We start from the raw sequence: 25,372 nt of genomic DNA, 5'->3' as shown, positions 1-25,372 counted from the left end.
CCGGGGCAGGTGTCAGAGCTTGCGTGCGGTGATCAGCAGGGTGGCGGGCCAGCGGCCCTTTCGGGGGTCGTGGAAGTCCTGGGCGGAGGCGAGCCACAGGCCCGCGCGGTCGAGGTGTTTCTCCCAGCGGCTGGCATCGAAGTCCCAGCGAGCGACGGGCAGGCGGGTGCGGTCCGGCAGCGTGACGTAGTCGCGGCGGGGTCGGTCGTCGGCAGCGGGGGCCCGGCCGCCGCGCTGTGGGTGGGGGACGGAGAAGGCCAGGCTGCAGCCGGGCTTGAGGCGGTTGGCGATGGCGGGGAGCAGGAGTTCGGGGGCGACGAGGCCGATGGCGCCGAAGACGGAGTAGATCGCGTCGAACTGCTCGTCGGTGGCCTGCAGGTAGTGCAGGGCGTGTCCGGCGACGAAGGTGAGGTTGTTCAGCCGTCCGTAATGTGAGCGGGCCCTGCGGACTTGCAGGCCGACCAGGTCGACGCCGGTGACGTGGGCCGCGTGCCGGGTGGCGAGGCATGCTGCGTTGTGGCCGGGTCCGCAGCCAAGTTCGACCACGCGCTTGCGGCGCAGGTCAGGGCCGAGGATCTCGGCGCCGGGTCCGATGCCTGGCCGTGTAGTCCACTCCATCCGGGCGGGTGGGGCGAGTGGTTCGGCCGGGCCGGCGACCGTGCGCTGGAGGGCGTGGGCGTACCAGGGGGAGGCTTGCGCGAGCACCTACACCTCCAGGAGCTGGAGGACGTCGGAGAGGTGCCTGCAGACGACCTTGATGTAGGTGGGATCGGTGGCGGGGTCGTTGATCCAGCGGATGGACTGCTCCATGAACCACTCGACGGCCCACATGCGGTGCCAGCCCAGCGCCCACTTCTCCGCGGGCAGGCCGCCCCGCTCCGCGAGTACGTCCGGGGTGCCGCCTTCGGTGACGTAGGACTCCAGGAAGACACGGAGGCGCACGGGGTCGGGGTCGTCGAGGGTGCCGTGCCAGCTGGCGAGGTCGAGCAGTCCGGGTCCGGTGAAGGCGCGAGCGAAGTCGAGCAGGCGCCAGCCGCGTCGGCCGATGTGGAGGCTGGTGGGGTGGAACTCGGAGTGCACCCAGCCGAAGGGAGCCAGGGTGGTTCCCTGCGCGCGGGCGTCGGCGGCCCGGGCGATCTGGTCGAGGGCCTCCTCGATGTCGCCGGTGTCCGGCCAGCGGTCGGCCTTGCGGAGCCGGTCGAGGTGGTCCAGGGCGCGGCTGGGCAGAGCCCGCAGCCTTTCCTCGTGCAGTACGGGCAGCGCGCCAGCGGTGCGCGTGCGGTGGAGGACCACGGCTGCTGCGGCACCGTCGAGGTCGTCCGCTTCCCGGACGGGGGTGCCGAGGTCCTCCAGGAGCATGCCGAGCCAGCCCTCGATCCGGACCGAGTGATAGACCTTCGGGGCCGGGATGCCGAGGGTTCCGGCCAGCCGTAGGGCCTGGTCCTCGCTGTCGAAGGGCCTCTTGGCGTACTTGAAGATCCGCGTGCAGCCGTCGGGGAAGGTCACGCGTTCGACGCCGGACATCGACCACACCCTCACCTCCTCGCGCTTGGCGGCGGTCTGGTTCGCGACGATGCACAGGTTGGCGAGGAGATCGGTGGTGAGGTTGTCGTTCACGGGGGCTCCCTTACGGTCGTGGCGGCATCCGGGGCGGGCGAGCGGACCTGCCCGCCCCGGAGCCTTGCTGCTGGGTGTTACGCGGCGGGAGTCACGCGGTGGGCGTAGACCTGCTCGATCCAGCCGGTCTTGAAGGCGGCCAGGTCATCGCGGAAGTTGGCCATCGAGGCACCGTAGGGCGCGACGACGCCGCCGGACTGGTCCGGCACGGACTGGCAGCCGTGCACCAGACGTCCGCCGAGGGCGGCGTGGGCCTTGATGGACTCGATGCGGCGGTGCTCGTTGAACCAGCCGCCGTGGTAGACCTCGTCGAGCATCCCGCCCATCTCGTCGTCCAGGTCGAAGACGACCGAGGTGGCGACGGGGAAGAACCAGCACGGGCCGACGTTGGAGATGTGCCCGTCGAGCTCGACCTTGTTGAGTGCCATGAGCGTGGCCGCCTCGCGCAGCATCCGCAGGTGGTCGGCGGTGATCTGCGGCAGTCCGAGCCCGTCGAGGTGTTCGTCGCGGAACAGGTAGGCGTACACCTCGTAGGCGGTGGACAGCACCCGGGCGGCGTCCGAGGTGGACTCGCCATGGGCCTTGATGAAGTCCAGCGCGAGCTGCTCCACCGCGCTCTCAGTGGTCTCCTGCACGTCCAAGAGCTGGGACTTGACCAGCTCCCAGTCGGCGACGAGCCAGGTGTTGGACTCGAAGCGGAAGAAGTACTCGGCCGGGTCGATCGTGATGCGCCGGCCGTCGACCTGGATGCCCGGCAGGCGGCTCCAGCGCTCGTCGAACGCCTGCGGCAGTTCGACCGTGATGGCCTTGGTGTCGATGGTGGTCACCGTGTCTCCGTCTCTGATCGGCGGGTTCGGGCACAGGAGTGCCCGAACCCGGAGAGGGTGTACGGAACTTCGAGGGCCGCCCGGCCGAAGGGGGGAGCCAGGACTGCGGTCGGGCAGTTCCGGGCGGCTGTGATTAAGTGAACAGTCCGTCACGCACAGTGGGTACGGAGTGGGCGAGGCCAAGCGGTATACGCGGTTTACAGCCCCAGGACGGAGGAGGTCATGGCGGCACCCAACAGGCCCAACATACGTTTACGCGAGGCCATCGACGCGATCGGCTGCACGTACGACGCGCTGGCCAGGGACGTGCGCCGGATCGCCGCGGAGAACGGCGAGATCATCAGCACCAACAAGTCGGCGATCTCCCACTGGGTCAACGGCACTCGGCAACCGACAGGGCAGACCGGCCACTACCTCGCGGAAGCTCTCTCTCCCGCAGGGCCGGTCGCACCGTCACCCTGACCGAGATTGGCCTGCGCGACTCCGAGGCGCCCCTTCCTGACGACCCCGATCCCGTCGTCACAGCCACCGACCTGGGCCGCGCCGACGTCGAACGACGCCGCTTCCTGGCTATGGCCGCCTTCACCACCGCAGGCGTGGTCATGCCCCTGGCCTACGACCATGAGGCTGCGTCCCGCATGCTCCGCGCACGCACGGGCCGGACCCTGGTAGGAGCCGAGGACGTCGACGTGATCCGCCAGATCACTGCCGCGTTCAGCGCAGCCGACGAACGCCTGGGCGGCGGCCACGGGCTGACCACCGTCACCGCCTATCTTGCCGATACCGCCGCCCCGATGCTCCGCGCCCGCTTCGCCTCAGAAGCCTTGCGCCGGGCCGCCTTCGGCGCCGTCGCCGAGCTGGCCTACCTCGCGGGCTGGAAACACCACGACCTCGGTCAGGAGGGCGCCGCCCAGCGCTACTACCAAGTCGGCTACCAGCTCGCCTGCGAAGCCGACCCGCACGGTCACGCCGCATGGATGATGCGCGCCCTCGCCCACCAGGCCCTCAGCCTCAAACAGCCCCACCATTGCGTCGACCTCGTCGAAGGCGCCCTCAGCCGTGGACTTGGCCACGTGGACGGCCAGACCGAGGCACTACTCCACATCACCCACGCCCGCGCCTTCGCCGCAGTCCACGAAAAACCCGCAGCGGCCCGCGCCCTGCTCGCCGCCGAAGACGCTCTGCTCCGCGACGACGGCCCCCAGGCCAGCTTCTCCCTCGTCAGCGGCCCCGCCGCCGGCACCGTCGCCAGCCACACGGCCCGCACCCTCACCGACCTCGCCGATCACGTCGGAACCGAGCAACAGCACCGCGACGCGCTCGTCCGCTGGGATCCTGAGAAGTACAAGCGCGTCCACGCCCTCACCTACGCGGACCTCGGCGACAGCCTCGCCGCCCAGGCCCGCGCCGATGAGGCAGTCGCCGCCTGGAACCAGGCCCTCACGCTGATGGACGGCATGACCTCCGACCGCACCCGCAAGGCGATCACCTCCATTCGCTCGACGCTGGCGGTCTACCAGCGGCGCAAAGTCCCCGGCGCCGCCGAACTCGCCCGTCGCGCCCGAGAGGCGCTCGCCTAACATGCCCACCAACCCGGCCGACGAAGGGACCCCCGTGGCTCAGCCGACAACCGATGACCAGCCCCAAGCGCTCAAGCCCGCCGTGGAATCCATGACCCTGCTGGTCGCCGCCGTCATCGTCCACGACAAGGCCACCAACCGCGTGGTCCTCCTCCAGCGCAGCGACCAGGCCAAATTCGCCAAGGGCATGTGGGACCTCCCGGTCGGCAAGAGTGAGCCCGGCGAGCCGATCACCGAGACGGCCGTCCGCGAGCTGTACGAGGAGACCGGTCTGACCGTCAGGCCAGAAGCGCTCAAGGTCGCCCACATCATCCACGGCGCGTGGGGCGTGGAAGCCCCCAACGGCTTCCTCACCGTCGTCTTCGTCGCCCACGAATGGTCCGGCGAGCCCGAAAACCGCGAACCTCGCAAGCACGCCCAAGTCCGCTGGGTCGACGCCAACGCCATCCCCGACGAATTCGTCGAGACCACCGCCAGTGCCCTCCACCGCTACCTCAGCGGCGGGCCCCAGGTGTCGCTGGACGGCTGGAAATAACTGAGCGCCTCTTCTGGGGATGAAGTCTCGCCCCACGGCGGGATGAGTGACCGCGTTCAGCGTTCCCAAGTTTCCTCGGTGAACGCCCGGCAGGACACGTCGGCGAAGAGGGAGACCATGACGTACGACCGCGAGCGCATCGAAGCCCTACTCGACGAGGGAGTCCGCGACAAGGTGTACCCGGGCGCCGTCTGGGCCGTCGGCGACGCCACCGGCGTCCTCGTCCAGGGCGCCACCGGCGTCCTCGCCCCCGACGAGCCGGACGTGCCGATGCGCACCGACACCGTCTTCGACGCCGCGAGCCTCACAAAGATCCTCGCCGTCTGGTCCTCCATCGACGCCCTGTGGGAAGACGGAACCCTCGACCTCGACCACCCGCTCGGCGCGTTCTGGTCCGAGGTCGCCGGCCATCCACTCGCCGCCGTAACCGCCCAGCAGTTGCTGACGCACACCGCCGGCGTTCCCCTGCGGGCACAGCTGAAGAACCTCTATGGCACCAAGCCCGAGGAAATCCGCCGAGGCGTCCTCCGAAAACAACTCCATCGGGCACCCGGAGAAGCTGTCGAGTGCACCGACCGGGCCGCCCTCATCCTGGGCTACCTCGCCGAACACCTCTCCGGCCAGCCCCTGGACCAACTGGCCACCACCCGCACCTGGCACCCACTGGGCATGGCCTCCACCCGCTTCGGCCCCCTGCCCGCCGACCTCGCCGCCCGCTGCGCACCGACCGAACTCGACCAGGACACCGACACCCACCTGAAGGGAGTCGCCCACGACTTCTCGGCCCGCCTCCTCGGCGGCGTGTGCGGCATCGCCGGGGTCTTCACCGTCGTCGATGACCTCGCCGCCTTCCTCCGCTACATGCTCGCCCCTGCCACGTCCTCTTGGCGGGCCGGTTTCGGTAGCAAGTGGGCCACCTGCTCCCTGACCAAGCAGACGGGTGATCTCCAGCCGGCTCGCGGCCTGTTCTGGCATCCGGCTCCCGGCACCACTGCCGAGGAGGAGGTCTGGGTCCACTACGGCTTCACCGGCACAGGCATGTGGATCTCCCCCATCGACGGCCGGTGGGCGGTGCTTTTGACCAACAAGCTGTACTACTCCCGCGACCGCGAACCGCTGAACGGCGTCCGCAACGCCTTCCGAAAGCTGGCTTTCACCTAGGAACCGGTCCCCCTGGCGTGGGACGTTTCGCTCGGATTGGTTCGGAGACCCGGTGGGCGGAGGTCGCGTCGCGTGCGGGTTCGGAAGTGAGCTGGCATTCAATTCGTCCACCCGCACTGCCGTCCGGCTTTGAACGCGGGCGGCAGCGCTGTGCTGTGTTCACTGGGCTGCGCGGCGGCCGGTGCTGGCCCAGAGTCGGCGCGCATCCTGCGCACCTGCCTCGACAGGGCAGGGGCGTGGTGGCGCCCCGGCCCTTACCCCGCCGGCCCTCGGCTGTGAGGTGCGCGCCCCTCGACGCAGCCGCTTCCGGTTGCGGCCGACGTACGGTTGAAGTACCGAGGGCATCACGTACTCCGGCCCCACGCGGGGTCGTCCTCGGCGAGAGACGAGTGAATCCGGGCCGCCCCCGTGGTCGGCGCGGAGACGGGTCGGCACCATGTCCGCCGCGGTCGAAGCAACTCAGCGCAAGCTCATCACGGCAGGAACCGCGCCGAGCGCCCGCGCAGGTCCGCAACCCCGCCGAGGAGAGACGTGATGGCCCTTTCCCGGCTGGACATCCATCGGCGGAACCGAGGAGAGCGAACGCTCGTCACGCTGGCCGGCGACATCGGGCCGGCGCCGACGCCGCTGCTGCGGGCCGCAGTGGAGCAGTGTCTGCTGGACGGCGTCACCGAGATCGACATCGACCTGACCACGGTCGGCTCGTGCGACGCCCGGGGCTTGGACGTCCTCCTGTCGGCAGCACGGCGCGCCGGCCGGGTCCACGCCCGCCTGCGGCTGCACCATCCGTGCGCTCAGATCGCCCGGCTCCTCGACGCCACCGGATCGACTTCTCTGCTCCTCACAGCCCCCGTGAGTCCCGTGCCGCCCACCGCATCCAGCGACCACATGAGTACCGCGACGCGGGGGCCCGAGGACCCCGCTCGTCGGCCGGACCAGCCGGTCCTCAGGGACGGTATCCGCCTTCGCCGGCTGACCCGCCGGCAGGCAGAAGACATGCGCGAGGACATCGCCGACCTGGCTGCGGAGTCCGTCGCGGACACCGTCGGAGACGGCATACCACGACCGCGGAGACTTCCTGCACCGCTTGGCGGTCACCGCCCACCGCCCCGGCTTCGCCCTGCTGGTCGCCGAGACGACGGTGCTGGTCGGTTGCGCCTTCGGTTTTCCGGTGGGCTCCGACGGCTCCGACGGCCGGCAGGGCGGCGGAACGCTCCAGGAGATCATCCAGCGGCTCACCCCCTGCGCGCGGTTCGTCGTCCTGACCCAGGTCGTGGCCCATCCGCACGCACAGCACCGTGACATCGCCCACCGCCTGCAACAGCGTCTCCTCACAGACCTGCACTCCTCCCTCGCGGTCACCCTGCTTCATCCTGCCGACCGGGGAGCACGAGCCGCCTTCTCGTCCTGGGGCTGGCAGAACATGGGTGAGGTCGTCGGCCTGCCCGGCCCCGTCGCCCCTTGCGTGCTGACCATGTCTGCCGAAGAACAGCCCTGGGCACGCCGATGATGTGGCAGTGCGATGGCCGCCCGCCACGCCGCCTGCCAGCCGGGAGTAATCTGAGACATACCGAGAACTTCCGGGCGCACGATGACGGCGGCGCCGTTCCCGGCGAGCGACAGACACGGGCAGCCGGAAACCGCACGGCCCGGAACGGAATCGCACGATGAACATCACCACAGAGCCCGCCGAACGTGCGGTGCCAGGTGACGGACACTCCTACCGGATGCCCGTGCCCCGGCTTCGCCTCATGCCAGATGTCAGCCATGGCCCGCTGGACGGCGCATGGTGGCCGCGCTGCGACGCAGTGGAACTGGAGCTTCCCGCGCTGGTCGGCTCATTGGATCCGGGCATCGGCACCGCCACCCGCGTGACCGTGGAAACGGCCGCCTGGCCCAATGCCCCGCAGGAGGTGATGGCGCCCGGCCACGTGATCGAGGTGGTGCGGACCGATTCCGCCGCCGAGGCGCATGCCATCACCGTGGACTGCGGCACCCTGGGGAGCTGGGAACTGCTGGTGATCCCCCCGGACGAGCCGGCCCGAGTGGCCGCCCGGCTGCTGACCGCTGCCGCCGACCCCGCGAACCCACTGTCGGCTCCGCGCCTGCTGGCACTCGCCGAGAGCGGCCTCGACGGACAGGACACTTGGGAGTCGGAAGGCGGAGCCGGAGCAAGATGAGCAGCACGACCCGGCCGACTCCCCATGACCGGCGAGCCGGGGTCCACGACCGCATGATGGAGCCATGGCACCGACACATCGTTTGTCATCCGGGCCCGCCCCCGCCCGAAACGTGACCGCGGAAGGTGACGAGATGACGGCAGGACGGCGCCCGGACCGGTCCGAGAGCTTCGGGGAAGCGCTCCTCGGAGAGATCCTGGACAGCGCGCACGAACTCCCGCCCCATCTCATCGGACCCCTGGTCGCCGACGTGGTGGACCGGCTCGGTGGCCGCCGTCCGCAGGTGCTGTTGCAGGACTACGGCCAGTTGGTGCTCGTACCGCTGCCCGGGGAGGGCCTCAGCGGCGGGGAACCGCAGGTGATCGACGACTCCGACGCGGGCCGCTGCTTTCTCGACGCCGTTCCCGTGGAGGTGCCTCAGGAAGACGGCGTCCGGGTCCATCTACCCCTGCTGGACGGCGGTGACCAGGTGGGAGTCATGGCGGTGACGCTGGACAGCGTCGATGACCACGACCGCCGCCTGCTGCTCCGAATCTCCGGCCTGGTGGCCGACCTTCTGGTGACCAAGCACGGCTACTCCGACCTGTTCTTCGACGTCCGACGCGATGAGGCCATAAGCGTCGCCGCGGAGATCCAGTGGTCGCTGCTGCCACCGCTGGCCATGATCATGCCCCGGGTCGCCGTGGCCGGAATCCTGGAACCCGCCTACCACGTGGGCGGCGACAGCTTCGACTACGCGCTGAACGGCGATGTCCTCCACGTGGTCATGATCGACGCGATGGGCCACGGACTGGACGCGGCCACGATGGCCACCGTGGCCATCGGCGCCTACCGCCACGCCCGCCGCTCCGGCATCGGACTGTCGGAGATGTACGCGTTCATGGACCGCGCCGTGGCCGAGCAGTTCGGTCCCGAGCACTTCGTCACCGCGCAGATGCTGCAGCTGGACACCACCACGGGGCGGGTGCAGTGGGTCAACGCCGGACACCCGCCGCCGATCCTCGTCCACGACCACCGCGTCGCACAGCGTCTGGTCGCCCCGACGACCCTTCCCGTCGGCCTGGGCGGTTCGGAGCCTCGGGTGAGCGAACTGGGGCTGGTGCCCGGGGACCGAGTCCTCTGCTTCACCGACGGAGTGGTCGAGGAACACAAGAGCGGCGGGGAGGAGTTCGGCGAGGACCAGCTGATCGACTGTGTGAACCAGCTGGAGAGGACCGGCCGCGGCATCAGGGCGGTGACGCGCTCCCTGTCCCACACGCTCAAGCAGGCGCGCGGCGGACAGACCAGCGACGACGCGACGCTGCTCATGGTGGAGTGGCGCGGCTGACCTCTCGTCCCCGCCGTCCGTCACCGTTGCACGGCGGCAGGTACCGCACACCCGTGCGACCACCGCCCCTCGCCGCCGGTGAACGCGGAGTAGTGTGGGCAGTACCGAGGGCATCTCGCACACCGGCTTCCACGCCGGGTCGCCCCCGGCGAAGGATGACACCCGGGCCGCGGCACAGGTGGCCCGGAGACAGGTCCGCACCATGTCGGCGACCTTGTACCCCACCCTGCCGCACCGCGAGCCCGTCGCAGCCCCGGCCGCGCGTCTCGTGCTGAAGACCGACGGCGCATCCCGCGGGCTGCTGGACGGAGCCTGGTGGCCACGGTCCCGGGACCTGCTGAGTGAACTGCCGGCGCTCACCGACCTGTTGGACCCCCTGTGGGGCCGCATCACCCGTATCGCCGTCAACCCGGAACACTGGCCGGTCATCCCCCGCAAGATCCCCGTGAGCGGGCACATCGTCAAGGTCGGCTGGTTCACGCCGGAGATCGACCCGCACAAGCTGCTGCTGCTCTCCTACGGCACCAGCCGCTGGGATCTCCTCGTCGTTCCGCCCGAGACCGGGGCGCAGTCGGCGGCCCGTCTGATGGCAGCCGTATCCGACCACGACGGCCCGCTCCTGACCGCGAGCGCGCTCATCGCCGCGGAAGCGGCCCGGCACGCTGTCTCCCCCACCGACCAGACCCTGGGCCCGGACGAGGCATGGGAGTACGAGGGCGGTGCCTCGGCGGTGTCCGCGGCCGTCACCGGACAGACCGGTCCGCCAGGGCCGGCCAGCCGGCTGATCATCGGTATGTGAGGTGGCCGCCATGAACGCCTTCCTGACGGCCGTCGCTTTCCTGGTCCTCGTCGCAGTGGCGGCGTACGTGATCCACCGGCTCGGGCTCCAGCACGCCGACAGGATCGCGGCGTACCGGTACAGCACCCCCCGGCCCGGTCGCCGTGGTCGTGTCGCGCCCCAACCGCACCCCGCACCGTGGGCCGGCATCCAGGCGTCCGACCAGCGACCCGGCAGCCTCGCCCCGGCACCCACCCGGCCCCCGGCGACGCGAGCCCGGGGCGTGGACGCAGGCTCCGGAGCACCCGAGGATCCGAACATCCGAACCGAGGCGTCATGACTCTTCCGCGGCTGAACATCTACCGCCACGACCGGGGCGCGCGGGCCCTGGTCACCCTGGCCGGTGTGATCGACCCCGTCACCGCGCCCCGGGTGCGCGCCGCTCTCGAGCAGTGTCTGCGGGACGGCATCACCCTCATCGACGTCGATCTGACCACCGTGGACCGCTGTGACGACAGCGGCCTGCGCGTCTTCCTCGACGTGTCCGAGCATGCCGCCGAGTCCCGGGCGTTCCTCCTGCTGCACCACCCCTCCCTGCAGACCGAACGACTGCTCATGGACACGGGCTGCGACGGTCTGTTGCACCCGATGAGGCCGAAAGGGGCGCGCCCTCAGCGGGCCTGACGTCGGCAGAAGCACCCCAGGGAACGGGCCACCGGACGGAGAGCGTTGGTGCGCCGGTCAAGCCGTACGCCGGTCTCTCCCCGCGCCGCCCCGTCAGCCCACAGGACCGCGCCCGCTGCCGGTGTCGATGAGGATCCGTTCCGCGTCGCTGACGTTGTCCACCCGGACCGCCTGGGCCATCGCGGAACGGGCGGCATCCGGTGCCGCGTCGGGCGGGACGACCAGCAGCGAGAAGATGTCACGCTCGCCCCGGGTGATCAGGACCGTGTCATCACCGACCGGGAAGGAGTCGATGTGCACCACGTGGTCGTCCACGACGATACGCGTCGGGAGACCCGCCCAGGCGGTGGCATCCAGCCCCACACGGGACACGGGGCCGAGGTGGGTGACGAGGGCACTCAACAGGGCGGGCAGCTCGGCGCCGATGTCGCGCGAGCGCGGCCACCACGCGCCGTCGAGGACGCCCTTGCGTGATTCGGTCGTCTCCAGCCGGAGAAGCGCAGATCCCGGTCGCACGGCCTCGTGGACGCCACTGGGCAGACGCCGGGGAACAGGTGGTGTGTCCGAGCTGGTCATGATGACCACCCGTCTGTAGGGCCGGTGCGACGACGGGACTCCGTTCCGCAGGTCCCACGCTACTCCTGGTGTCACGCGCGACGGCATCTCCGAAGCCCCCCGTCCGGCCCTGGAGGGAACGGATGCAGCACACAGAAGGTCCGCCGCACGTCGAGATTTACGGAGGGGGCTCAGGTCCTCGAATCAGTCGTGGAATATTTCGTGCTACTTTTTCGAGGTCTGATACGAGGTGGTGTCGTGTATGGCGATCGCTGAGCTGCGGGCGCACCCCGGGATGCTCGTGCTGGCGCGCGAGTCCCGCGGGCTGACGCAGGCTGAGGTCGCCACGGCTATGACCAAGGCGTCACTGAGTGGCACTACGGTTTCTCAGGGCTACGTAAGCCGAGCGGAGGCTGGTCGTCTCGTCGTCACTGGCGAGCGTCTTGAGCTATACGCAGCCGCGCTCGGCTACCCTCCTGAGCTGCTGTGCCTGGATCCGCAGGTCAGCGGCATCGGAGTGGGTCTGGTCCACCACCGCAAGAAAGCATCTCTGCCTGCTTCCGCTCTGCGGCGCGTGCACGCCCATTTGGCGCTCTCACGGATTCAGTTGAACGGCCTGGCGTCCGCAGCGGCATTGCCACCAGTCCCGCAACACTTCTTCAGGGTCTCGCTGGATGACCTCACCACCCCGAAGGACGCTGCCCGGCGAGTCCGCAGGGAGTGGTGCATGGCCCCCGGTCCGGTGCCCGACATAGTCGCGGTGCTGGAGCATGCCGGCGCAGTGGTAATCACCCGCGACCTGGACAGCGACTTGTTGGACGCCGTAAGCCAGTGGGCAGAAGGCGGGCAACCTCTGCTCCTGGTCAACACCCGGGCACCGGGCGACCGACGTCGCTTCAGCATCGCGCACGAGCTGGGTCACCTTGTGATGCATGACGAGCCGGGCACAGGGTCAACACAGGAGAAGCAGGCCGACGCCTTCGCTGCCGAGTTCTTGATGCCTGCCTCCGATATCCGGCAGGCGTTCTCCGACGGCGTCGATCTGGCCAGGCTGACGGAGCTGAAGCGGCTTTGGGGTGTTTCCATGAGCGCGCTGCTGCGCCGTGCCCAAACGCTCAACGCCGTCAGCGAGTGGCAGTACCGCACCCTGATGATCGAGATGTCAGCGCTCGGCTACCGGACCGCAGAGCCTGTTGATGTCCCCCCAGAGCAGCCGCGGCGCCTCGCCGCCCTTGTCCACACCTTGCTGACCGACCGCCAGATGACTCTGGAGGATGCGGCTGCCTGCGCGCACCTGCTTCCTGAAGACTTCCAGCGCCTGTACGTCGAGGGCGCCGGTTCATCATCATTCCCGGCCTTCGGAAGGTGACCATGACCGACCGTTCCGCCCCGCTGCCTCGTCCACGCTCCGATCTGACCGAGCCTCCCGACGCTGTGGGTGCGCGAGACCGGCCGGACAGCCTGAACAGTCTGCAGGGCCGCATGCTGATCCAGGTCAGCACCGCCCGGCTCGGCTACGTCCAGGGGCAGGTCGACCTGGCACGCAGTGGGCTCATCCTGTGTGGCACCGACGCCGTGAAGAAGGCCGGCACCCTGCGATACCGGGACGGCTACGCCGCTCCGCTCCTGATCGACCCGGCGGTGTACGAGGTCAGCGCCGCGACCGAGGAGAACCCCTTCCCCTACGACGCCGAGCCCACGCTCTTCCTCGACGATCCCCTGGAACTGTCTCTGGCCGAGCAGCGGGACGCCGGAGCAACGCTCCCCATGACCCCCACCGGCTACATCAGGGGCGAGGACTCCGATGCCCTCCGGGCCGCCGTGACACGAGTCCTGGAACTCGACGATCCAGAGGTGATCTTCGCCGCTCCGGTTGATGTCTCCTGGCTACGCGACGAGGAATCGACCCGCCAGCTCATCGCCTACCTGCGGATGATCAAGGGGCCGAAGGCCATCATGCTGGGCGGGCAGATGGACCCCCTGGCCCGTTACGCCAAGGCCGTAAGTCATCTCAAGCAGGTCATCGAGGAAGTCCCCAGAGCTGCCCTGCTACGCACAGATCTCGCGGCATTCGGCGCCCTGGCCTTCGGTGCCGCCTTCACAGCCTTCGGCGCCAGCAGCCGCTACCGGCACATCATCGCCCCCGGCGAAAAAGCACAGACCAACAAGAGCATCCCCGTGCAGTCACCGCACGTTCTCTTCCCCGACCTGATGGCCTTCTTCCTGGGCGAGACGATCGCCAAGCGTTACGGTGGCGCCCACGCTCCGGTCTGCTTCTGCTCGGCCTGCGCCGGCAAGCTCGCGCTGGACGCCTTCACAAGCAACCGCGGCGAGCTTCCTGCCGCAGCGGCGGCCCACAACGTCGCTGTCCTCATGGAGTGGCTGCGCGCCCTTACTTCCGTCAAGCCCGGCACAGCACGCCAGCAGTGGTGGTTCGACCGCTGCCAGAAAGCTCTCGATCAGTACGAACTGATCAACACGTCCATCAGGCAGCCGAAGGCGTTCAAGTCTCCGGCGCAGCTCGATCGATGGGCGTCGACCGCTCCCGAAGCCGCCAAGACATCGGCTCAGACAGCCGCCGCCGAGCGTAGGCGCTGATATACGTCCTCGACGAACCACCAGGCCGCAGCGGTGTGCCGGGGCGGCCTGTAGTCCTCCGGCTCCAGTACCAGCTCGACCTCGTCTCCGGAGGCGACGAACACGCCGATGCCGTAGAAGTCGGCCTCGACGAGGACCTCATCCAGTCGGGCTGGAAGACGGTCCAACAGCATGGCCCGGCGGCAGAAGGGAGCAAATTGGCCCGCTCGCTCAAGGCCCAGGCGCCACCCGGAAGCGCGAACCACAGCAAGATCCACCTGCAGGGGCCGCACGGCACGTCGGGTGACCGTCTTCCGGTCTCGCTCCACCGCTCCCGACGGCAGCCCTCGCACCGCCCGCCGCGCCGGCGAGTCCAGCGATTGCAGCGGAACAGGAACGTCCACCGGGAGTGTCAGCAGGCACTCAAGGTCGGGCAGCTTATCCACCCTGGCGGCGGAGACTTCCTCGCGCCGCACATGCTCATCCTCGTTCAGACGGTAGAAGCACAGCGCCTCGGTCCCGAAGACAGAGACAGTTCGGGCCTGCCCGCCCGGCTCCAGCAAGGCGCGAGAAGCCTCCCGCACAGAACCGCCCGTCAGGGAACTCGCCAAGGTCACCATGGCCCCCACCCTGCCTCACTGGGATTCGACCGCATGCAGCGGCCCCGCGTTCATCCAACCCGTATGCGTACGGGTACACCTGCCAAACAGCTCAAGACGCCTCGCGGACACTGCCCGACTGGGATCCTTCTCCGCATCACTGCCCTCATTACGGCGGCGCGAAAGCTGGGCCTGAACGCGCCTCCCCAGCCACGTCCCCGGAGGGCACATCCAGGGCACATGGGCCCGGGAAACGGCGTTAACCCGTGAGAACTACCAAGAAGGGTTTCCGCAGGTCAACGCACGTCTAACCGAGAAGCCCCAGGTCAGCACGCAGCCTCTTCCAATCGCTGCACGAGTGGCAGGACTTCAGCCATCGGTTGCATGAGGCGGGGCACCAGCCCTACTGCCTCGTCTGGCCCTGATCCCGGGGTGTGATCCAGGGCCGGAAGCGGATCGGGCGGGGTTCTCGGAACCCGCCTCTTCATGTGGCAGCAGGGCCCGTCTGGGGGACAAGAGCGCATTGGTTAGGCGACGACTGGACGTACCCTCCGCTCGGGCTCCAGGCTTCGTCGATCGCCCTGCGAGTGCGCGCCCTCCCTGTGCAGATTCGCGCCACTCGCTAACCAACACCCAGGACAGTCCGTCATCTTGGAACGGCGCTCAGCAAACGGACGGCTGCTCCCATCGAACCTGTGACGCGTCGGGGCGGGTCGCTACACACTGAAGCTGCTCCCGACCATGACGCCGAAGCCTTGAGCACCAGCGTGGGACTCAGCTTTCGTCGTACTCGGGCTGATCGGCTATGTATCCATGGTGTGATGGGCGCGGAGCTGGTCTCCCGTAATCCCTGGCGGCTACGCGGCCTGAGCTTGCTCCTGCGCAACAAGCGGCAGGAGTGGGAGGAGTACCGCTCGGAGTTCACGGGGTTCCGCTGCACCGTGACGGGATGCCGCCGGCTGCTGGCCTACCGAGAGGGTCTCCGTCGTCCCCGGTACGGGATTCGGACCATGTTTGCGGGCCGCGCGGACGGCGCCGGGTACGGGACTTGGTGCGGGTTTCCTACTCCAGCGCGTAGGGAAGGACCGCAAGATCGGGCCCCTTGCAGGGAAATGCATGGGCTGGGGTGCCCGGTGCCAAACGAGTCGGGGGAAATCCGTGGAAGCCTACGTCCTCATCTTGAGTGTGGTCCTCTTGGTGACACTGGTCGCGGCCCCGCTAGCCATGGCGCGTAGGCGAGCGAAGACGCGCGTTGCGAAGCAACAGGCTGGTGTCTACCACCCATCTGTGCCGGTTCTGGCCATCACTTTTTGCCTGGTAGCACTGGGCCTGATGATCAGGGCGGCGAACGCTGAAATTCCGTGGGCCATCGCCTCTAGCGCTGTACTGCTAGCGGCCTCGTATGTGTATCTGATTCGTGTCTCATTGCTTGGGGTACGCTCGGGCCTCAACTTTAAAAAACGTCCCGAGGCTCAGCCTTCGGACGCTGCGGCACCTACTGAAAGGCGTCCCCTTTTGGACACCCTGGCTCAAATAGCAGGAATTCTCAGTCTATTTGTGTCGATCATCGCGCTGTTCATGTCGTGACGTGTCCGGGCTGGGCTGCCTCTCCGCCCGCAACCTGGCAGCTGAGCCCGTCAGTCGGGCAGACAGACAGCTGAGGCCCGTGGTAGATGGGTTTCGCCTCATACTGCACCCGCAGTTATGGGGGTCGGTGGCCTCGGCGGCGGTAATGGCTGAGACGGGCTCGGTGTTGATGGCGGCGTCGCCAGTGTGACCAGTGCAGGACGTGACCGGCTTCGTGCCGGATGGCGTGGGTGAATCTGGTCAGCAGGCGGCGGATCTCGTTCACGCTCAGTCGGATCAGGTCGCGGCCGTGTCCCCCTTTTCCTGAGCGGTGACCCGGACCGCGGCCAGGTGGGCGGCAGCCGCCATGGCCAGGGTGATGTGCCGGTACCAGGCCGGGTAGTGGCGTACTTGGTAGTGATCGAGGCCGGCCTCGTTCTTCGCGGCCTGGAAGCACTCCTCGATCGCCCAGCGGGCTCCGGCGGCCCGCACGATCTCCGGCAGCGCCGTGCCTCTTGAGGCGTGGGTGAGGTAGTAGGCGCGCGCCGTCGGTGAGGCTGCGGGCGGACCAGCAGGACGTCTTCGAAGCCGTCGTCATGCTCGCCGGGCAGCGGGACCAGAGCCCAGGCGTATTCGTGCAGGCCGTGGGCACCGTCCCCGGCGGAGCGGATCTCCCAGGCATGCTCCGGCAGGATCGCCGAGTCGGTGCGGGCGTTCTGCCCGCGCATCCAGCCGGGACAGCCTGCGAAGTGACGTTGACCAGCACCTGCCGAGAGCACCCTTGGCCACGTCCGACCCTGCTCTGGGGCTTCTTGCGGATGGCGCGGGAACGGGTCGGCGCTTCATTCGCCCCGGCCGCCCAGAATGCCCCGCTCGTACGCCGTCGCCACCGCTGCCGCGCGGTCGTTGACGCCCAGCTTGGCGTAGAGGTGGGTGAGATGGGTCTTCACCGTGGCCTCGCTGATGAACAGCTCGCGGGCGATCTCGCGGTTGGAGGTGCCCTTGGCGACCAGGGCGAGGACCTCGCGTTCGCGGGGTGAGAGGGGCTCGTTGGCGGGGGCGCGGACCGCGGAGACCAGGCGGGAGGCCACCGCCGGGGACAGCACCGTGCGGCCCTCCGCCGCCGCGCGCACCGCGGCGAACAGCTCCTCGCGCGGGGCGTCCTTCAGCAGATAGCCCGTCGCGCCCGCCTCGATCGCGGGGATGGTGTCGGAGTCCGTGTCGTAGGTGGTCAGGACCAGGACCTTGGCGCGGGCGCCGCGGCGGGTCAGTTCGGCGATGGCGTCGACGCCGCCGCCGCCCGGCATGCGCAGGTCCATCAGGACCACGTCCGGGTCGAGTTCGGCGACCAGCCCGACCGCCTCCACGCCGTTCGACGCCTCGCCGAGCACGGTGAAGCCGGGCGCGGACTCGAACATGCCCCGCAGACCGTCCCGCACCACGGGATGGTCGTCGACGACGAGCACGGAGATCGCGGCGTCCTCGGGCACGGCGTCCTCGGGCACGGCGACGCTCTCGTCATCGGTCACGTCATCGGTCATGGCGCACCAACGGTACGCGAGCCGACACCGCCGTGCCGTACCCCGGTTCGGACTCGACGGACAGCGAGCCGGCGATGCGTTCGGCGCGGGCGCGCATGCCGTCGAGGCCGAAACCGCCGGAGCCGGTGCGCTCGGGCAGTGTCAGCGGGTCGAAGCCCCGGCCGTCGTCGCGCACGTCCAGGGTGACCTCGTCGCCCATGAAGCTGAGCGTGACGCCGACGCGCGAGGCGGACGCGTGCCGGGCGGCGTTGGTCAGGGCCTCCTGGGTGATGCGCAGCAGCGTCGCCGACACCTCGGCGTGCAGGTGCTCCTCGGTGCCCGTGAGCGTGAACTCGGCCCGTACGCCGTTCTGTTCGGACCACTGGGCGACCAGTTTCTCCAGGGCCTGGGGCAGCCCGTCGTGGGTCAGGGCCACGGGTGCGAGGTTCTGCACCGCGCGGCGGGCCTCGCCGAGGCTGTGGCGGGCGAGGTCGGCGGCGCGCCGCACATGCTCGTGGGCGGCCGCCGGGTCGGGTGTGCTCGCGACGACCTGGAGCTGGGCGATGATGCCGGTCAGGCCCTGCGCGATGGCGTCGTGGATCTCCGCGGCCAGCCGCCTGCGTTCGTCGGCGATGCCCGCTTCCCTCGCCTGCACCAGGAGTTGGGCGTGCAGGGCGGCATTCTCGTCGAGGGCCTGCTGGAGGGCGGCGTTGGTGCGTTCGAGTTCGGCGATGGTGGCGGCGCGGGCGCGGGAGCGTTCCTCCTCCTGTGCGGAGAGGTTGCTGATCACCGTCAGCAGCACGTTGTTGACCACCAGCAGCCCGGCGAACAGGGCCCACTGGGCCCCGCTGCGGAACGGCATCCCGCCGGCCTGCGAGCCGGCCACGGCCACCGAGCAGGCGAACGGCCCGGCCCGCTGCCACCGTTTCCCTCCGGGGAGCAGCTTGTCGGCGTCGAAGTAGCCGGTGACGGCGTAGAACGCGAAGAAGGGGTTCAGCCAGGTGAGCGCGAAGCCGAGCGCCCAGCGCAGGGTGTAGTACACCGCCCCGGCGGGCGTCGGCCCGGGGCGGGACCGGCCGGTCCGGCCCCAGTACAGCTGCAGCAGGAACGCCGCGAGCACCAGCACCGCGGCCGCGTACCGTTCGGCCGTGCTCGGCATCAGCTCGGCGGTGGCCGCCGACAGGACCGTGGCGCCGCCGAGCAACCCGTACGGCCCCCACCTGCGGAACAGCTCCCAGCGCCGCTCGATGTCCGTGTCCGCCGCCATCATCCCCCCAGTCTGCACGGGCGCCGTCCTACTCCCACCGGAACCAGCGGCTCGCCGCGGCCGTCAGCAGCACCGCCCAGGCGGCGAGGACACCGAGGTGGGACAGCGACGGCCAGTCGCCCGCGGCCGCCTGGTCGAGGGCGCGGGCCGCCGCGCCGAACGGGGTGAACCCGACCACGCGGGCGAGCACGTCCGGCATGGCGGCCACGGGCACCCAGACGCCCGCGCAGAACATGCTCGGGAAGAACACCGCGGAGCCGGCCGCGGCCGCGATCTTCGCGGTGCGGGCACGCGCCGCCACCAGGGCGCCCATGGCCAGCGCGGCGGCGACCGCGAGCAGCAGGGCGAGGACGTATCCGAAGGGCTGCTGCGGCAGTTGTACGTCGAAGGCGAGGCGGCCCACCGCGAGCGACAGCAGCGCCGACACCAGGGCCGCGGCGCCGTGCAGGGCCATCTGCGCGGTCAGCAGGGCGGACGGGCGGACCGGGGTCGCCGACATGCGGCGCAGGATGCCGCGCTCCCGGTAGCCGGTGACGACGGGCGGCATCGCCTGCACTCCGGCCACGATCAGGGCGACCAGCACGGCCACGGGCACATAGGTGTCGATGAGCCGGATGCCGCCCAGGTCCTCGCTGACCTTCCGGAACGGCGGGATGCAGCCGAGGATCGCCAGCAGCAGGGGCGGGAACACCAGGATCCAGAAGAGGTTGCCGGGTTCACGGCCGAAGAGCCGGGCCTCGGCTCGCAGCACGGCGTTGCGGGGGGAGGCGCCCCGGCGGGCGGTGGTCCGGTCGGGCGTCTGATCGGCGGTCTGATCGGGGGTCCGGTCGGGGGTCCGGTCGGGCGTCTGATCGGCGGTCCGGTCGGGCGTCTGGTCGGGGGTCTGAGCGGCGGTCTGATCGGGGGTCCGGTCGGGGGTCTGAGCGGCGGTCATGGTCCGGCTCCCGTACGGGTCGGGCGGCTGTCGGGCATCAGGTCGTCGTCAGGTCGAGGAAGGCGTCGTCGAGCGTGGCGTCGGTGACGCGGAGCTGGTGCGCGGTGATCCGGCGCCGGGCGAGGAGCGAGATGACCGCATTGACGGTCTCGTCGGTGCCGCCGAGCGTGATCCGGCCGTCCTTGTGCTCCACGGAGGCGAGCCCGGGCAGCGCGGCCACCTCCTCGTCGTCGAGGGGTTCCGACGGTGTGAACGAGATGACGGTGGAGCCCGCCGCGCGGCCGATCAGCCCGCGGGGTGTGTCGAGCGCGGCGATCCGCCCGTTGTCGATCAGGGCGATCCGGTCGCACAGGCGCTGCGCCTCCTCCATGAAGTGCGTGACGAGGAGGACGGTGACGCCGCGGGCGCGGACGTCCTCGATGAGCTGCCAGGTGTCGCGGCGGGCGCGCGGGTCGAGCCCGGTGGTCAGCTCGTCGAGCACCACGATCCTCGGGTTGCCGACCAGCGCGAGCGCGATGGACAGGCGCTGCTTCTGGCCGCCGCTGAGCTGGGCGAACCGGGTGGCGAGCTGCCCGGTGAGGCCGAGGCGTTCGGCGAGCGGACGCCAGTCGGCGGGGCTCGGGTACAGGGCGGCGTACAGCTCCAGCGCCTCGCGCACGGTGAGCTTGGGCTGGAGCTCGCTCTCCTGCAGCTGGGCGCCGAGGACCCGCGTCACCGCCTCGTGGTCGGCGACGGGGTCGAGCCCGGCGACACGGATGCGGCCCGCGTCGGGGAGGCGCAGGCCCTCGACGCACTCGACGGTGGTGGTCTTGCCGGCACCGTTCGGGCCGAGGATCCCGAAGATCTCGCCCTCCTCGACCGCGAAGGAGACGCCGTCGACGACGGTCCGCCCGCCGTAGGACTTGTGCAGGCCGCTGACTTCGACGACCGGCCCGGAGGCGGTCGTCCTGGTGCTCTCCGTGGTCATGCGACGAGCGTCGCCGACGGTCCGGGTCCGCCGCATCGGCCATCACGCTCGAGGCGGCATCAGCCGATCGGCCGATGCGGCGATACGACGCTCCGCCGCGCCCCCGTTCCCCCGTGGCGGGTGAGGCACCAGACCCGTCCCTGGGCTGCGATGGGAGCGAGGCGAGCGCCGGCTCACCGCCCACGGTCGGCTCCGGCGGCCTGCCCCCGAGCCGGACGACTCTGCGAGGTGGACGGTGTGAAGCACTGGCGGGCTCTGATCGTCCTCGGCACGGCCCAGTTCCTGATGGTTTTGGACACCTCGGTGATGAACGTGTCCATCAGCCAGTTGGTCGAGGACTTCGACACCGAGGTCACCGCCATCCAGGCCGTGATCACCCTGTATGCGCTGGTCATGGCCGCCTTCATGATCATCGGCGGCAGGTTCGGAGACATCCTGGGACGCCGCCGCATGTTCCTGCTGGGGCTGGTCGTCTATGCCGTCGGGTCCGCCCTGACCGCGGTGGCGCCCACGCTGTGGCTGCTCACGCTGGGCTGGTCGGTGATCGAGGGGCTGGGGGCCGCCATGGTGCTGCCGGCCATGGCGGCCCTGGTCGCCGAGTCGTACAGCGGGAAGGACCGGGCCGTCGCCTACGCGGTGGTCGGCGGGCTCGCCGGAGCGGGGATCGCGGTCGGGCCGCTGCTGGGCGGCTGGGTGACGACGTACCTCACCTGGCGGCTGGTGTTCGCCGGCGAGGTCGTGGTCGTCGTGGCCGTCCTGCTGTGCCGCCGGGTGATCGCGGCGCCCGCCGCGGCCGGCCCGCGTCCCCGGCTGGACGTCGTCGGTGCGGTGCTGTCCGCGGCCGGTCTGGGGCTCGGCGTGCTCGGGGTGCTCCAGAGCAGCAGCTGGGGGTGGGTGCAGCCCCGCAATCCTCCCTTCACCGTCCTCGGCTTCGCCCCGACGCTGTTCGTCGTAGGGGCCGGGGTGGCCGTCCTGGCCCTGTTCCGGCACTGGGAGAAGCGGCGGGAGCACCAGGGAGCCGACCCGCTGGTGCATCTGTCCCTGCTGGGCAGGCCGGTGCTGCGGTCCGGCCTGATGACGCTGGCGAGCCAGAACCTCATCCTGCTGGGCCTGTTCTTCAGCATCCCGCTGTACTTGCAGGTGGTTCAGGGCTTCGACGCCTTCGAGACGGGGCTTCGGCTGCTCCCGGTGTCCGTGACCATGTTCGTCACCTCCCTGTCGGCGTCGTCGCTGGGGCGGATCATGGGACCGCGCCGGGTGGTCCGGCTCGCCCTGGTGATATTGACGGCGGCCATCGTGTGGCTGCTGGCCACCATCGACCCGGCCATCGACGACGCCCAGTTCGCCGGGTCGATGGCGCTGCTGGGCGTGGGCGTCGGTCTGCTCGCCTCGCAGCTCGGCAACGTCGTCCAGTCCGGCGTCGGCGAGGAGGAACGCAGCGAGGCCGGAGGGCTGCAGTTCACGGCGCAGAACCTCGGCTCGGCGCTGGGCACCGCGCTCATCGGGTCCATCCTCATCGGCGCGCTGGCCCACGCCTTCACCACCCAGGTGGAGAACGACCAGCGGCTGTCCGAGCAGACCCGGGAACAGGTCGGCATCGCCCTCGAGGCCGGTATCACCTTCGTCCCCACCGATCAGGTGCGCTCGGCGGCCGAGCGTGCCGGGCTGCCGCCGTCCGAGGTCGACGCCGTGACCGACTCCTACGCCTCCGCGCAGCTGAACGGCCTGAAGGCGGCGGTCCTGGCCACCGGCGGCATCGCCCTCGCCAGTTTCCTGGTCACGCCGCACCTGCCCACCGCTGCGCGGAAGGACGGTCCGCGGCAGCCGGTGGCCGGGGCTCCGGCAGCCGGGCCGACCGGGTCGGCGCGCTGAGTGCGGAGGGAGGGTCGCGTGTCCGGTACCCCTTCCGGCTCCTCAGCCGCGGCCCGCCCCGCCGGGACCCGGACCCGCAGGGCGCGCCGTGCCGAGCGCCGGGCCCGCGCCGACTACACCGGCGGGGTCTACGGGTCCATGCTCGCCGCCTCCGTGGTGATCGGCGCGGGCTCGCTCGGCCAGTTCCCCCGCACCGAGCTGGTGCTGCTGCTGTTGCTGACCGGGGTGGTGTTCTGGGTCGCGCATGTGCATGCCCAGCTGTTCGGGGCGCGGCTGGCGCAGCAGGCCCTGGACGGGCGGGTGATGCTGCAGGTGTGCCGCGACGAGTGGCCGATCGTCAAGGCCGCCGTGCCGCCGGCCGTCGCGGTGGCGGTCAGTCCTCTGCTGGGGCTGGACGTGCGGGGTGCCCTGTGGCTCGCGCTCTGCGTGGCCGTGGCCGGCCAGGTGGGCTGGTCCGTGGCCGCGGCCCGCCGCGCCGGTGCCTCACCGCGGCTGATGGCCGCCACCGCGTCGGTCAACCTGCTGCTCGGGCTGCTGATCATCACCTTCAAGATCGTCCTGAAGCACTGATTCCCGTGTGCCGGTGTGCCTCTGCCGGGCGCGCCCCGGCTGCGTCGGCGCGGGTCACCCGTAGGGGGTGAGCCGGGCAGCGCGCGGCCGGCGGGAGTCTGAGGTCACCTGTTCGCACACCGCCCCGCCTGCGTCGGGAGGCGGCCACCGATCACGCGAGGAGGAGCCATGACCATGCCGCGTGGTCCGGAGGACTCCGCAGACGTCCTCGCGCGGCTCGGCCGTTCGTGGACCTGGCTCCTGGGACCGGCCGTGGCGACGCTGGTGCCAGGCGTGCTGATGCTGGTCTGGCCGGACGCGACCCTGCACGTCCTGGCCGTGCTGATCGGCCTGTACCTGCTGGCGACCGGGGCGTTCCGGTTCGTGGCCGTCTTCGCGCGGGAGGGACACGAACGGCTGCCGGGACTGCTCGTGGCCGTGCTGTTCGTCCTGGCCGGGGTGCTGTGCCTGAGGAACCCGTTGCAGACGATCGCCGCGCTGTCACTGATCGTCGGGGCGGTCTGGCTGGTGTCCGGCGTCCTCACCCTCTACACGGCGCTGGCCCTGAGGGACCTGCCGCACCGTGGCGTCCTCGCGGCCGCCGGTGTGCTCGGCGTCGTCGCCGGGATCGTGGTGCTCGCCCTGCCCGCCGAGTCGGCCCACGCCCTGACCCGGCTGCTCGGCCTGTGGCTGGTGCTGCTCGGCCTGACCGAGGCGGCGGTCGCCCTCGCCTGGCGGGCCGCACTGCGCAGGACGCAACCCCCAGGTCCGGGCGCCGCCCCCGCCACACCCGCATGAACGGCGGCCGCCGCAGCCGCGAGGCACTCGGAAAGAAGCACCCATGAACCCGGCAACGCCCCCGGACCCGCCGGGCTCCGGCGGATCCGCCGACCGGCACGACCGGAACGACCAGCCCCGCCTCATCACCGCCGAGGAACGGGCGGAGTTCGAGCGGCTGCGCCGGCACGCGGCGGTGCGCCACCGGCGGCTGCGCCAGGCCGGCTCCTCCGTCCTCCTCGTGCTGGCCCTGCTGCTCGCACCCCTCGCCGTGGCAGCGGCCTGGATCCAGGACACGGTCACCGACACCGGCCGGTACGTCCAGACCGTCGCCCCCCTGGCGAAGGAACCGGCCGTGCAGGACGTGGTGATCAACCGGCTCACGGACCGCGTGGTCGCCAACGTGGACGTCAAGGCGGTGACGGACTCGCTCACCAAGGCCCTCCAGGACGCCGGGGCGCCCCCGCGCGTCGTGCAGGGCGCCGAGTCCCTGGAGGGTCCGCTGCGCAACGCGGTCCGGACCGTCGTCGACCGCACCGTCACCCGCGTCATCACCAGCGACGTCTTCCAGCAGGTGTGGGAGGGCGCCAACCGGCGGGCGCAGGCCGCGGTGGTCGGCATGCTCACCGGCCAGCGCGAAGGGGCCGTGCGCGCCGAGGGCGACACCGTCCAGCTGGACCTGGGCGAGGTCGTCGACCAGGTGCGGGAGCGGCTCGTCGACGCCGGCTTCGACAAGGCCTCCGCCATCCCCGACACCGACCGGACGATCACCCTGTTCCACAGCGAGGAGCTGGGCAAGGCACAGGACGCGATGCGGCTGCTGGACATCCTCGGCACCTGGCTGCCGGTCCTGACCGTCGTACTCGCCGCGCTCGCCGTGTGGACCAACCCGGCCCACCGGGTGATGCTGATGATCACCGCGACGGGTGTGGGCGTGATGATGGTCCTGCTGCTCGTCGCTCTGGCCGTCGTCAGAAGGGTCTACCTCGACTCGGTCCCGCCGTCCGAGCTGCCCGCCGACGCGGCCGCGGCCATCTACGACACCTTCGTCCGCTTCCTGCGCGACAGCACGCGCACGCTGCTGGTCGTGTCGGTGATCACGGCACTGCTCGCCTACCTGTACGGTCCCGGGCGCCCCGCCCGCGCCGTCCGCAAGGCCGCGGACCGCGGCACCACGGCCGCCGGCCGCGGGCTGCGCCGCGCCGGCGTCGACACCGGCTCCGCGGGCCGCTGGCTGACGGACCATCGCGCCTGGACCACCGGTGCCGTCATCGCGGCGGCAGCCCTGACGCTCGTCCTCTGGAACTACCCGACGGTCGGGGCGGTGGCCCTCGTGCTCGGCATCGCGGTGGCCGTCGTCATCGTCCTGGCCGTTCTGGCGGCGACCGCCGGGACGGCCGAGCGGGTGTCGGCGGATCGGGTGACCGGGAGCACGGCGGAGGGCCCGGCGGACGGTCCCGCTCCGTAGGACGACGGCCGACGGCGGCGTGACCGGGTGGC

25 protein-coding genes and 1 pseudogene are annotated in these 25,372 nt (G+C 70.5%); 16 read left to right on the top strand and 10 right to left on the bottom strand.

What is annotated here, in order from left to right:
• Nucleotides 1-12: 12 nt before the first annotated feature.
• The 3 genes from ABD198_RS05235 to ABD198_RS05225 all read right to left on the bottom strand — a co-directional run bounded on the left by ABD198_RS05235 (nucleotide 13) and on the right by ABD198_RS05225 (nucleotide 2,444).
• Nucleotides 13-705 (bottom strand): class I SAM-dependent methyltransferase, encoded by a 693-nt coding sequence (locus ABD198_RS05235; RefSeq protein ID WP_343998167.1) that lies wholly within the window; start codon nucleotides 703-705, stop codon nucleotides 13-15.
• Entirely contained in the window at nucleotides 706-1,617 is a 912-nt protein-coding gene (locus ABD198_RS05230) for a phosphotransferase family protein (RefSeq protein ID WP_343998166.1), read from the bottom strand. It lies immediately after the preceding gene.
• Nucleotides 1,618-1,694: 77 nt separating this feature from the next.
• The gene (locus tag ABD198_RS05225) at nucleotides 1,695-2,444 is read right to left on the bottom strand and encodes a hypothetical protein (protein ID WP_343998165.1); all 750 of its coding nucleotides are present in this window, start codon (nucleotides 2,442-2,444) and stop codon (nucleotides 1,695-1,697) included.
• Nucleotides 2,445-2,581: 137 nt separating this feature from the next.
• Here ABD198_RS05225 and ABD198_RS05220 point away from each other — a divergent pair, with 137 nt between their 5' ends.
• The 9 genes from ABD198_RS05220 to ABD198_RS05180 all read left to right on the top strand — a co-directional run bounded on the left by ABD198_RS05220 (nucleotide 2,582) and on the right by ABD198_RS05180 (nucleotide 10,689).
• Entirely contained in the window at nucleotides 2,582-4,024 is a 1,443-nt protein-coding gene (locus ABD198_RS05220) for an NsdA family TPR-like regulatory protein (protein WP_486388885.1), read from the top strand.
• A 1-nt stretch (nucleotide 4,025) separates the two neighbouring features.
• Nucleotides 4,026-4,559, top strand: a complete 534-nt coding sequence (locus tag ABD198_RS05215; protein WP_343998163.1) for an NUDIX domain-containing protein — start codon at nucleotides 4,026-4,028, stop codon at nucleotides 4,557-4,559.
• Between the two features lie 117 nt (nucleotides 4,560-4,676).
• Nucleotides 4,677-5,720 (top strand): serine hydrolase domain-containing protein, encoded by a 1,044-nt coding sequence (locus tag ABD198_RS05210; protein WP_343998161.1) that lies wholly within the window; start codon nucleotides 4,677-4,679, stop codon nucleotides 5,718-5,720.
• A gap of 534 nt (nucleotides 5,721-6,254) precedes the next feature.
• A complete protein-coding gene (locus ABD198_RS05205) occupies nucleotides 6,255-7,022 on the top strand; it encodes an STAS domain-containing protein (protein ID WP_343998159.1) in 768 nt (255 codons plus the stop codon).
• Complete coding sequence (locus ABD198_RS05200) at nucleotides 6,943-7,230, top strand: hypothetical protein (RefSeq protein ID WP_343998247.1); 288 nt, start codon at nucleotides 6,943-6,945, stop codon at nucleotides 7,228-7,230. The genes ABD198_RS05205 and ABD198_RS05200 overlap by 80 nt, the downstream gene beginning before the upstream one ends.
• A gap of 157 nt (nucleotides 7,231-7,387) precedes the next feature.
• Nucleotides 7,388-7,900 (top strand): DUF5994 family protein, encoded by a 513-nt coding sequence (locus ABD198_RS05195; protein WP_343998157.1) that lies wholly within the window; start codon nucleotides 7,388-7,390, stop codon nucleotides 7,898-7,900.
• A gap of 133 nt (nucleotides 7,901-8,033) precedes the next feature.
• Nucleotides 8,034-9,227: a PP2C family protein-serine/threonine phosphatase gene (locus ABD198_RS05190; protein WP_343998155.1), complete on the top strand. Its 1,194-nt coding sequence runs from the start codon at nucleotides 8,034-8,036 to the stop codon at nucleotides 9,225-9,227.
• Between the two features lie 94 nt (nucleotides 9,228-9,321).
• Nucleotides 9,322-10,026 (top strand): DUF5994 family protein, encoded by a 705-nt coding sequence (locus tag ABD198_RS05185; RefSeq protein ID WP_343998153.1) that lies wholly within the window; start codon nucleotides 9,322-9,324, stop codon nucleotides 10,024-10,026.
• Nucleotides 10,027-10,341: 315 nt separating this feature from the next.
• Nucleotides 10,342-10,689 carry an STAS domain-containing protein gene (locus tag ABD198_RS05180; RefSeq protein ID WP_343998151.1) on the top strand — a complete coding sequence of 116 codons (348 nt, stop codon included), beginning with the start codon at nucleotides 10,342-10,344 and terminating at the stop codon, nucleotides 10,687-10,689.
• Nucleotides 10,690-10,782: 93 nt separating this feature from the next.
• Here ABD198_RS05180 and ABD198_RS05175 read toward each other — a convergent pair whose 3' ends face one another.
• Nucleotides 10,783-11,265: a DUF5994 family protein gene (locus ABD198_RS05175; protein ID WP_343998149.1), complete on the bottom strand. Its 483-nt coding sequence runs from the start codon at nucleotides 11,263-11,265 to the stop codon at nucleotides 10,783-10,785.
• A 241-nt stretch (nucleotides 11,266-11,506) separates the two neighbouring features.
• On the opposite strand from ABD198_RS05175, the gene ABD198_RS05170 reads away from it, so the two are divergent.
• Together ABD198_RS05170 and ABD198_RS05165 are read left to right on the top strand one after the other, a co-directional pair.
• The gene (locus ABD198_RS05170; RefSeq protein WP_343998147.1) at nucleotides 11,507-12,613 is read left to right on the top strand and encodes an ImmA/IrrE family metallo-endopeptidase; all 1,107 of its coding nucleotides are present in this window, start codon (nucleotides 11,507-11,509) and stop codon (nucleotides 12,611-12,613) included.
• Between the two features lie 2 nt (nucleotides 12,614-12,615).
• Nucleotides 12,616-13,842 carry a hypothetical protein gene (locus tag ABD198_RS05165; protein ID WP_343998145.1) on the top strand — a complete coding sequence of 409 codons (1,227 nt, stop codon included), beginning with the start codon at nucleotides 12,616-12,618 and terminating at the stop codon, nucleotides 13,840-13,842.
• On the opposite strand, the gene ABD198_RS05160 is transcribed toward ABD198_RS05165, so the two are convergent.
• Nucleotides 13,812-14,441, bottom strand: coding sequence for a hypothetical protein (locus tag ABD198_RS05160; protein WP_343998144.1), 630 nt, complete (start codon nucleotides 14,439-14,441; stop codon nucleotides 13,812-13,814). The genes ABD198_RS05165 and ABD198_RS05160 overlap by 31 nt on opposite strands.
• A 1,137-nt stretch (nucleotides 14,442-15,578) precedes the next feature.
• Here ABD198_RS05160 and ABD198_RS05155 point away from each other — a divergent pair.
• Nucleotides 15,579-16,007: a hypothetical protein gene (locus ABD198_RS05155; protein ID WP_343998143.1), complete on the top strand. Its 429-nt coding sequence runs from the start codon at nucleotides 15,579-15,581 to the stop codon at nucleotides 16,005-16,007.
• A gap of 276 nt (nucleotides 16,008-16,283) precedes the next feature.
• Here the strand turns inward: ABD198_RS05155 and ABD198_RS30680 are convergent.
• The 5 genes and pseudogenes from ABD198_RS30680 to ABD198_RS05130 all read right to left on the bottom strand — a co-directional run.
• Nucleotides 16,284-16,711: pseudogene (locus tag ABD198_RS30680) on the bottom strand (IS701 family transposase); the annotation flags it as partial.
• A gap of 117 nt (nucleotides 16,712-16,828) precedes the next feature.
• Nucleotides 16,829-17,515 carry a response regulator gene (locus ABD198_RS05145; protein ID WP_425580426.1) on the bottom strand — a complete coding sequence of 229 codons (687 nt, stop codon included), beginning with the start codon at nucleotides 17,513-17,515 and terminating at the stop codon, nucleotides 16,829-16,831.
• 1 nt (nucleotide 17,516) lies between these two features.
• Nucleotides 17,517-18,776 (bottom strand): sensor histidine kinase, encoded by a 1,260-nt coding sequence (locus ABD198_RS05140; RefSeq protein ID WP_343998245.1) that lies wholly within the window; start codon nucleotides 18,774-18,776, stop codon nucleotides 17,517-17,519.
• Nucleotides 18,777-18,801: 25 nt separating this feature from the next.
• The gene (locus ABD198_RS05135) at nucleotides 18,802-19,707 is read right to left on the bottom strand and encodes an ABC transporter permease (protein ID WP_343998142.1); all 906 of its coding nucleotides are present in this window, start codon (nucleotides 19,705-19,707) and stop codon (nucleotides 18,802-18,804) included.
• Between the two features lie 37 nt (nucleotides 19,708-19,744).
• The gene (locus tag ABD198_RS05130) at nucleotides 19,745-20,674 is read right to left on the bottom strand and encodes an ABC transporter ATP-binding protein (RefSeq protein WP_343998141.1); all 930 of its coding nucleotides are present in this window, start codon (nucleotides 20,672-20,674) and stop codon (nucleotides 19,745-19,747) included.
• Nucleotides 20,675-20,911: 237 nt separating this feature from the next.
• Here ABD198_RS05130 and ABD198_RS05125 point away from each other — a divergent pair, with 237 nt between their 5' ends.
• From ABD198_RS05125 to ABD198_RS05110, 4 genes are all read left to right on the top strand, one after another.
• A complete protein-coding gene (locus ABD198_RS05125) occupies nucleotides 20,912-22,546 on the top strand; it encodes an MFS transporter (protein ID WP_343998140.1) in 1,635 nt (544 codons plus the stop codon).
• Nucleotides 22,547-22,564: 18 nt separating this feature from the next.
• The gene (locus tag ABD198_RS05120; RefSeq protein ID WP_343998139.1) at nucleotides 22,565-23,116 is read left to right on the top strand and encodes a hypothetical protein; all 552 of its coding nucleotides are present in this window, start codon (nucleotides 22,565-22,567) and stop codon (nucleotides 23,114-23,116) included.
• Nucleotides 23,117-23,284: 168 nt separating this feature from the next.
• The gene (locus tag ABD198_RS05115; RefSeq protein WP_343998138.1) at nucleotides 23,285-23,893 is read left to right on the top strand and encodes an HdeD family acid-resistance protein; all 609 of its coding nucleotides are present in this window, start codon (nucleotides 23,285-23,287) and stop codon (nucleotides 23,891-23,893) included.
• 43 nt (nucleotides 23,894-23,936) lie between these two features.
• The gene (locus tag ABD198_RS05110) at nucleotides 23,937-25,340 is read left to right on the top strand and encodes a hypothetical protein (protein ID WP_343998137.1); all 1,404 of its coding nucleotides are present in this window, start codon (nucleotides 23,937-23,939) and stop codon (nucleotides 25,338-25,340) included.
• The last annotated feature ends 32 nt before the right edge of the window (nucleotides 25,341-25,372 follow it).

This window comes from Streptomyces thermocarboxydovorans, assembly GCF_039524635.1.
GTDB classification, from domain to species: Bacteria; Actinomycetota; Actinomycetes; order Streptomycetales; family Streptomycetaceae; genus Streptomyces; species Streptomyces thermocarboxydovorans.
Note: the sequence above shows the minus strand (reverse complement) of the source record. Positions and strands in the feature narration are given on the sequence as shown.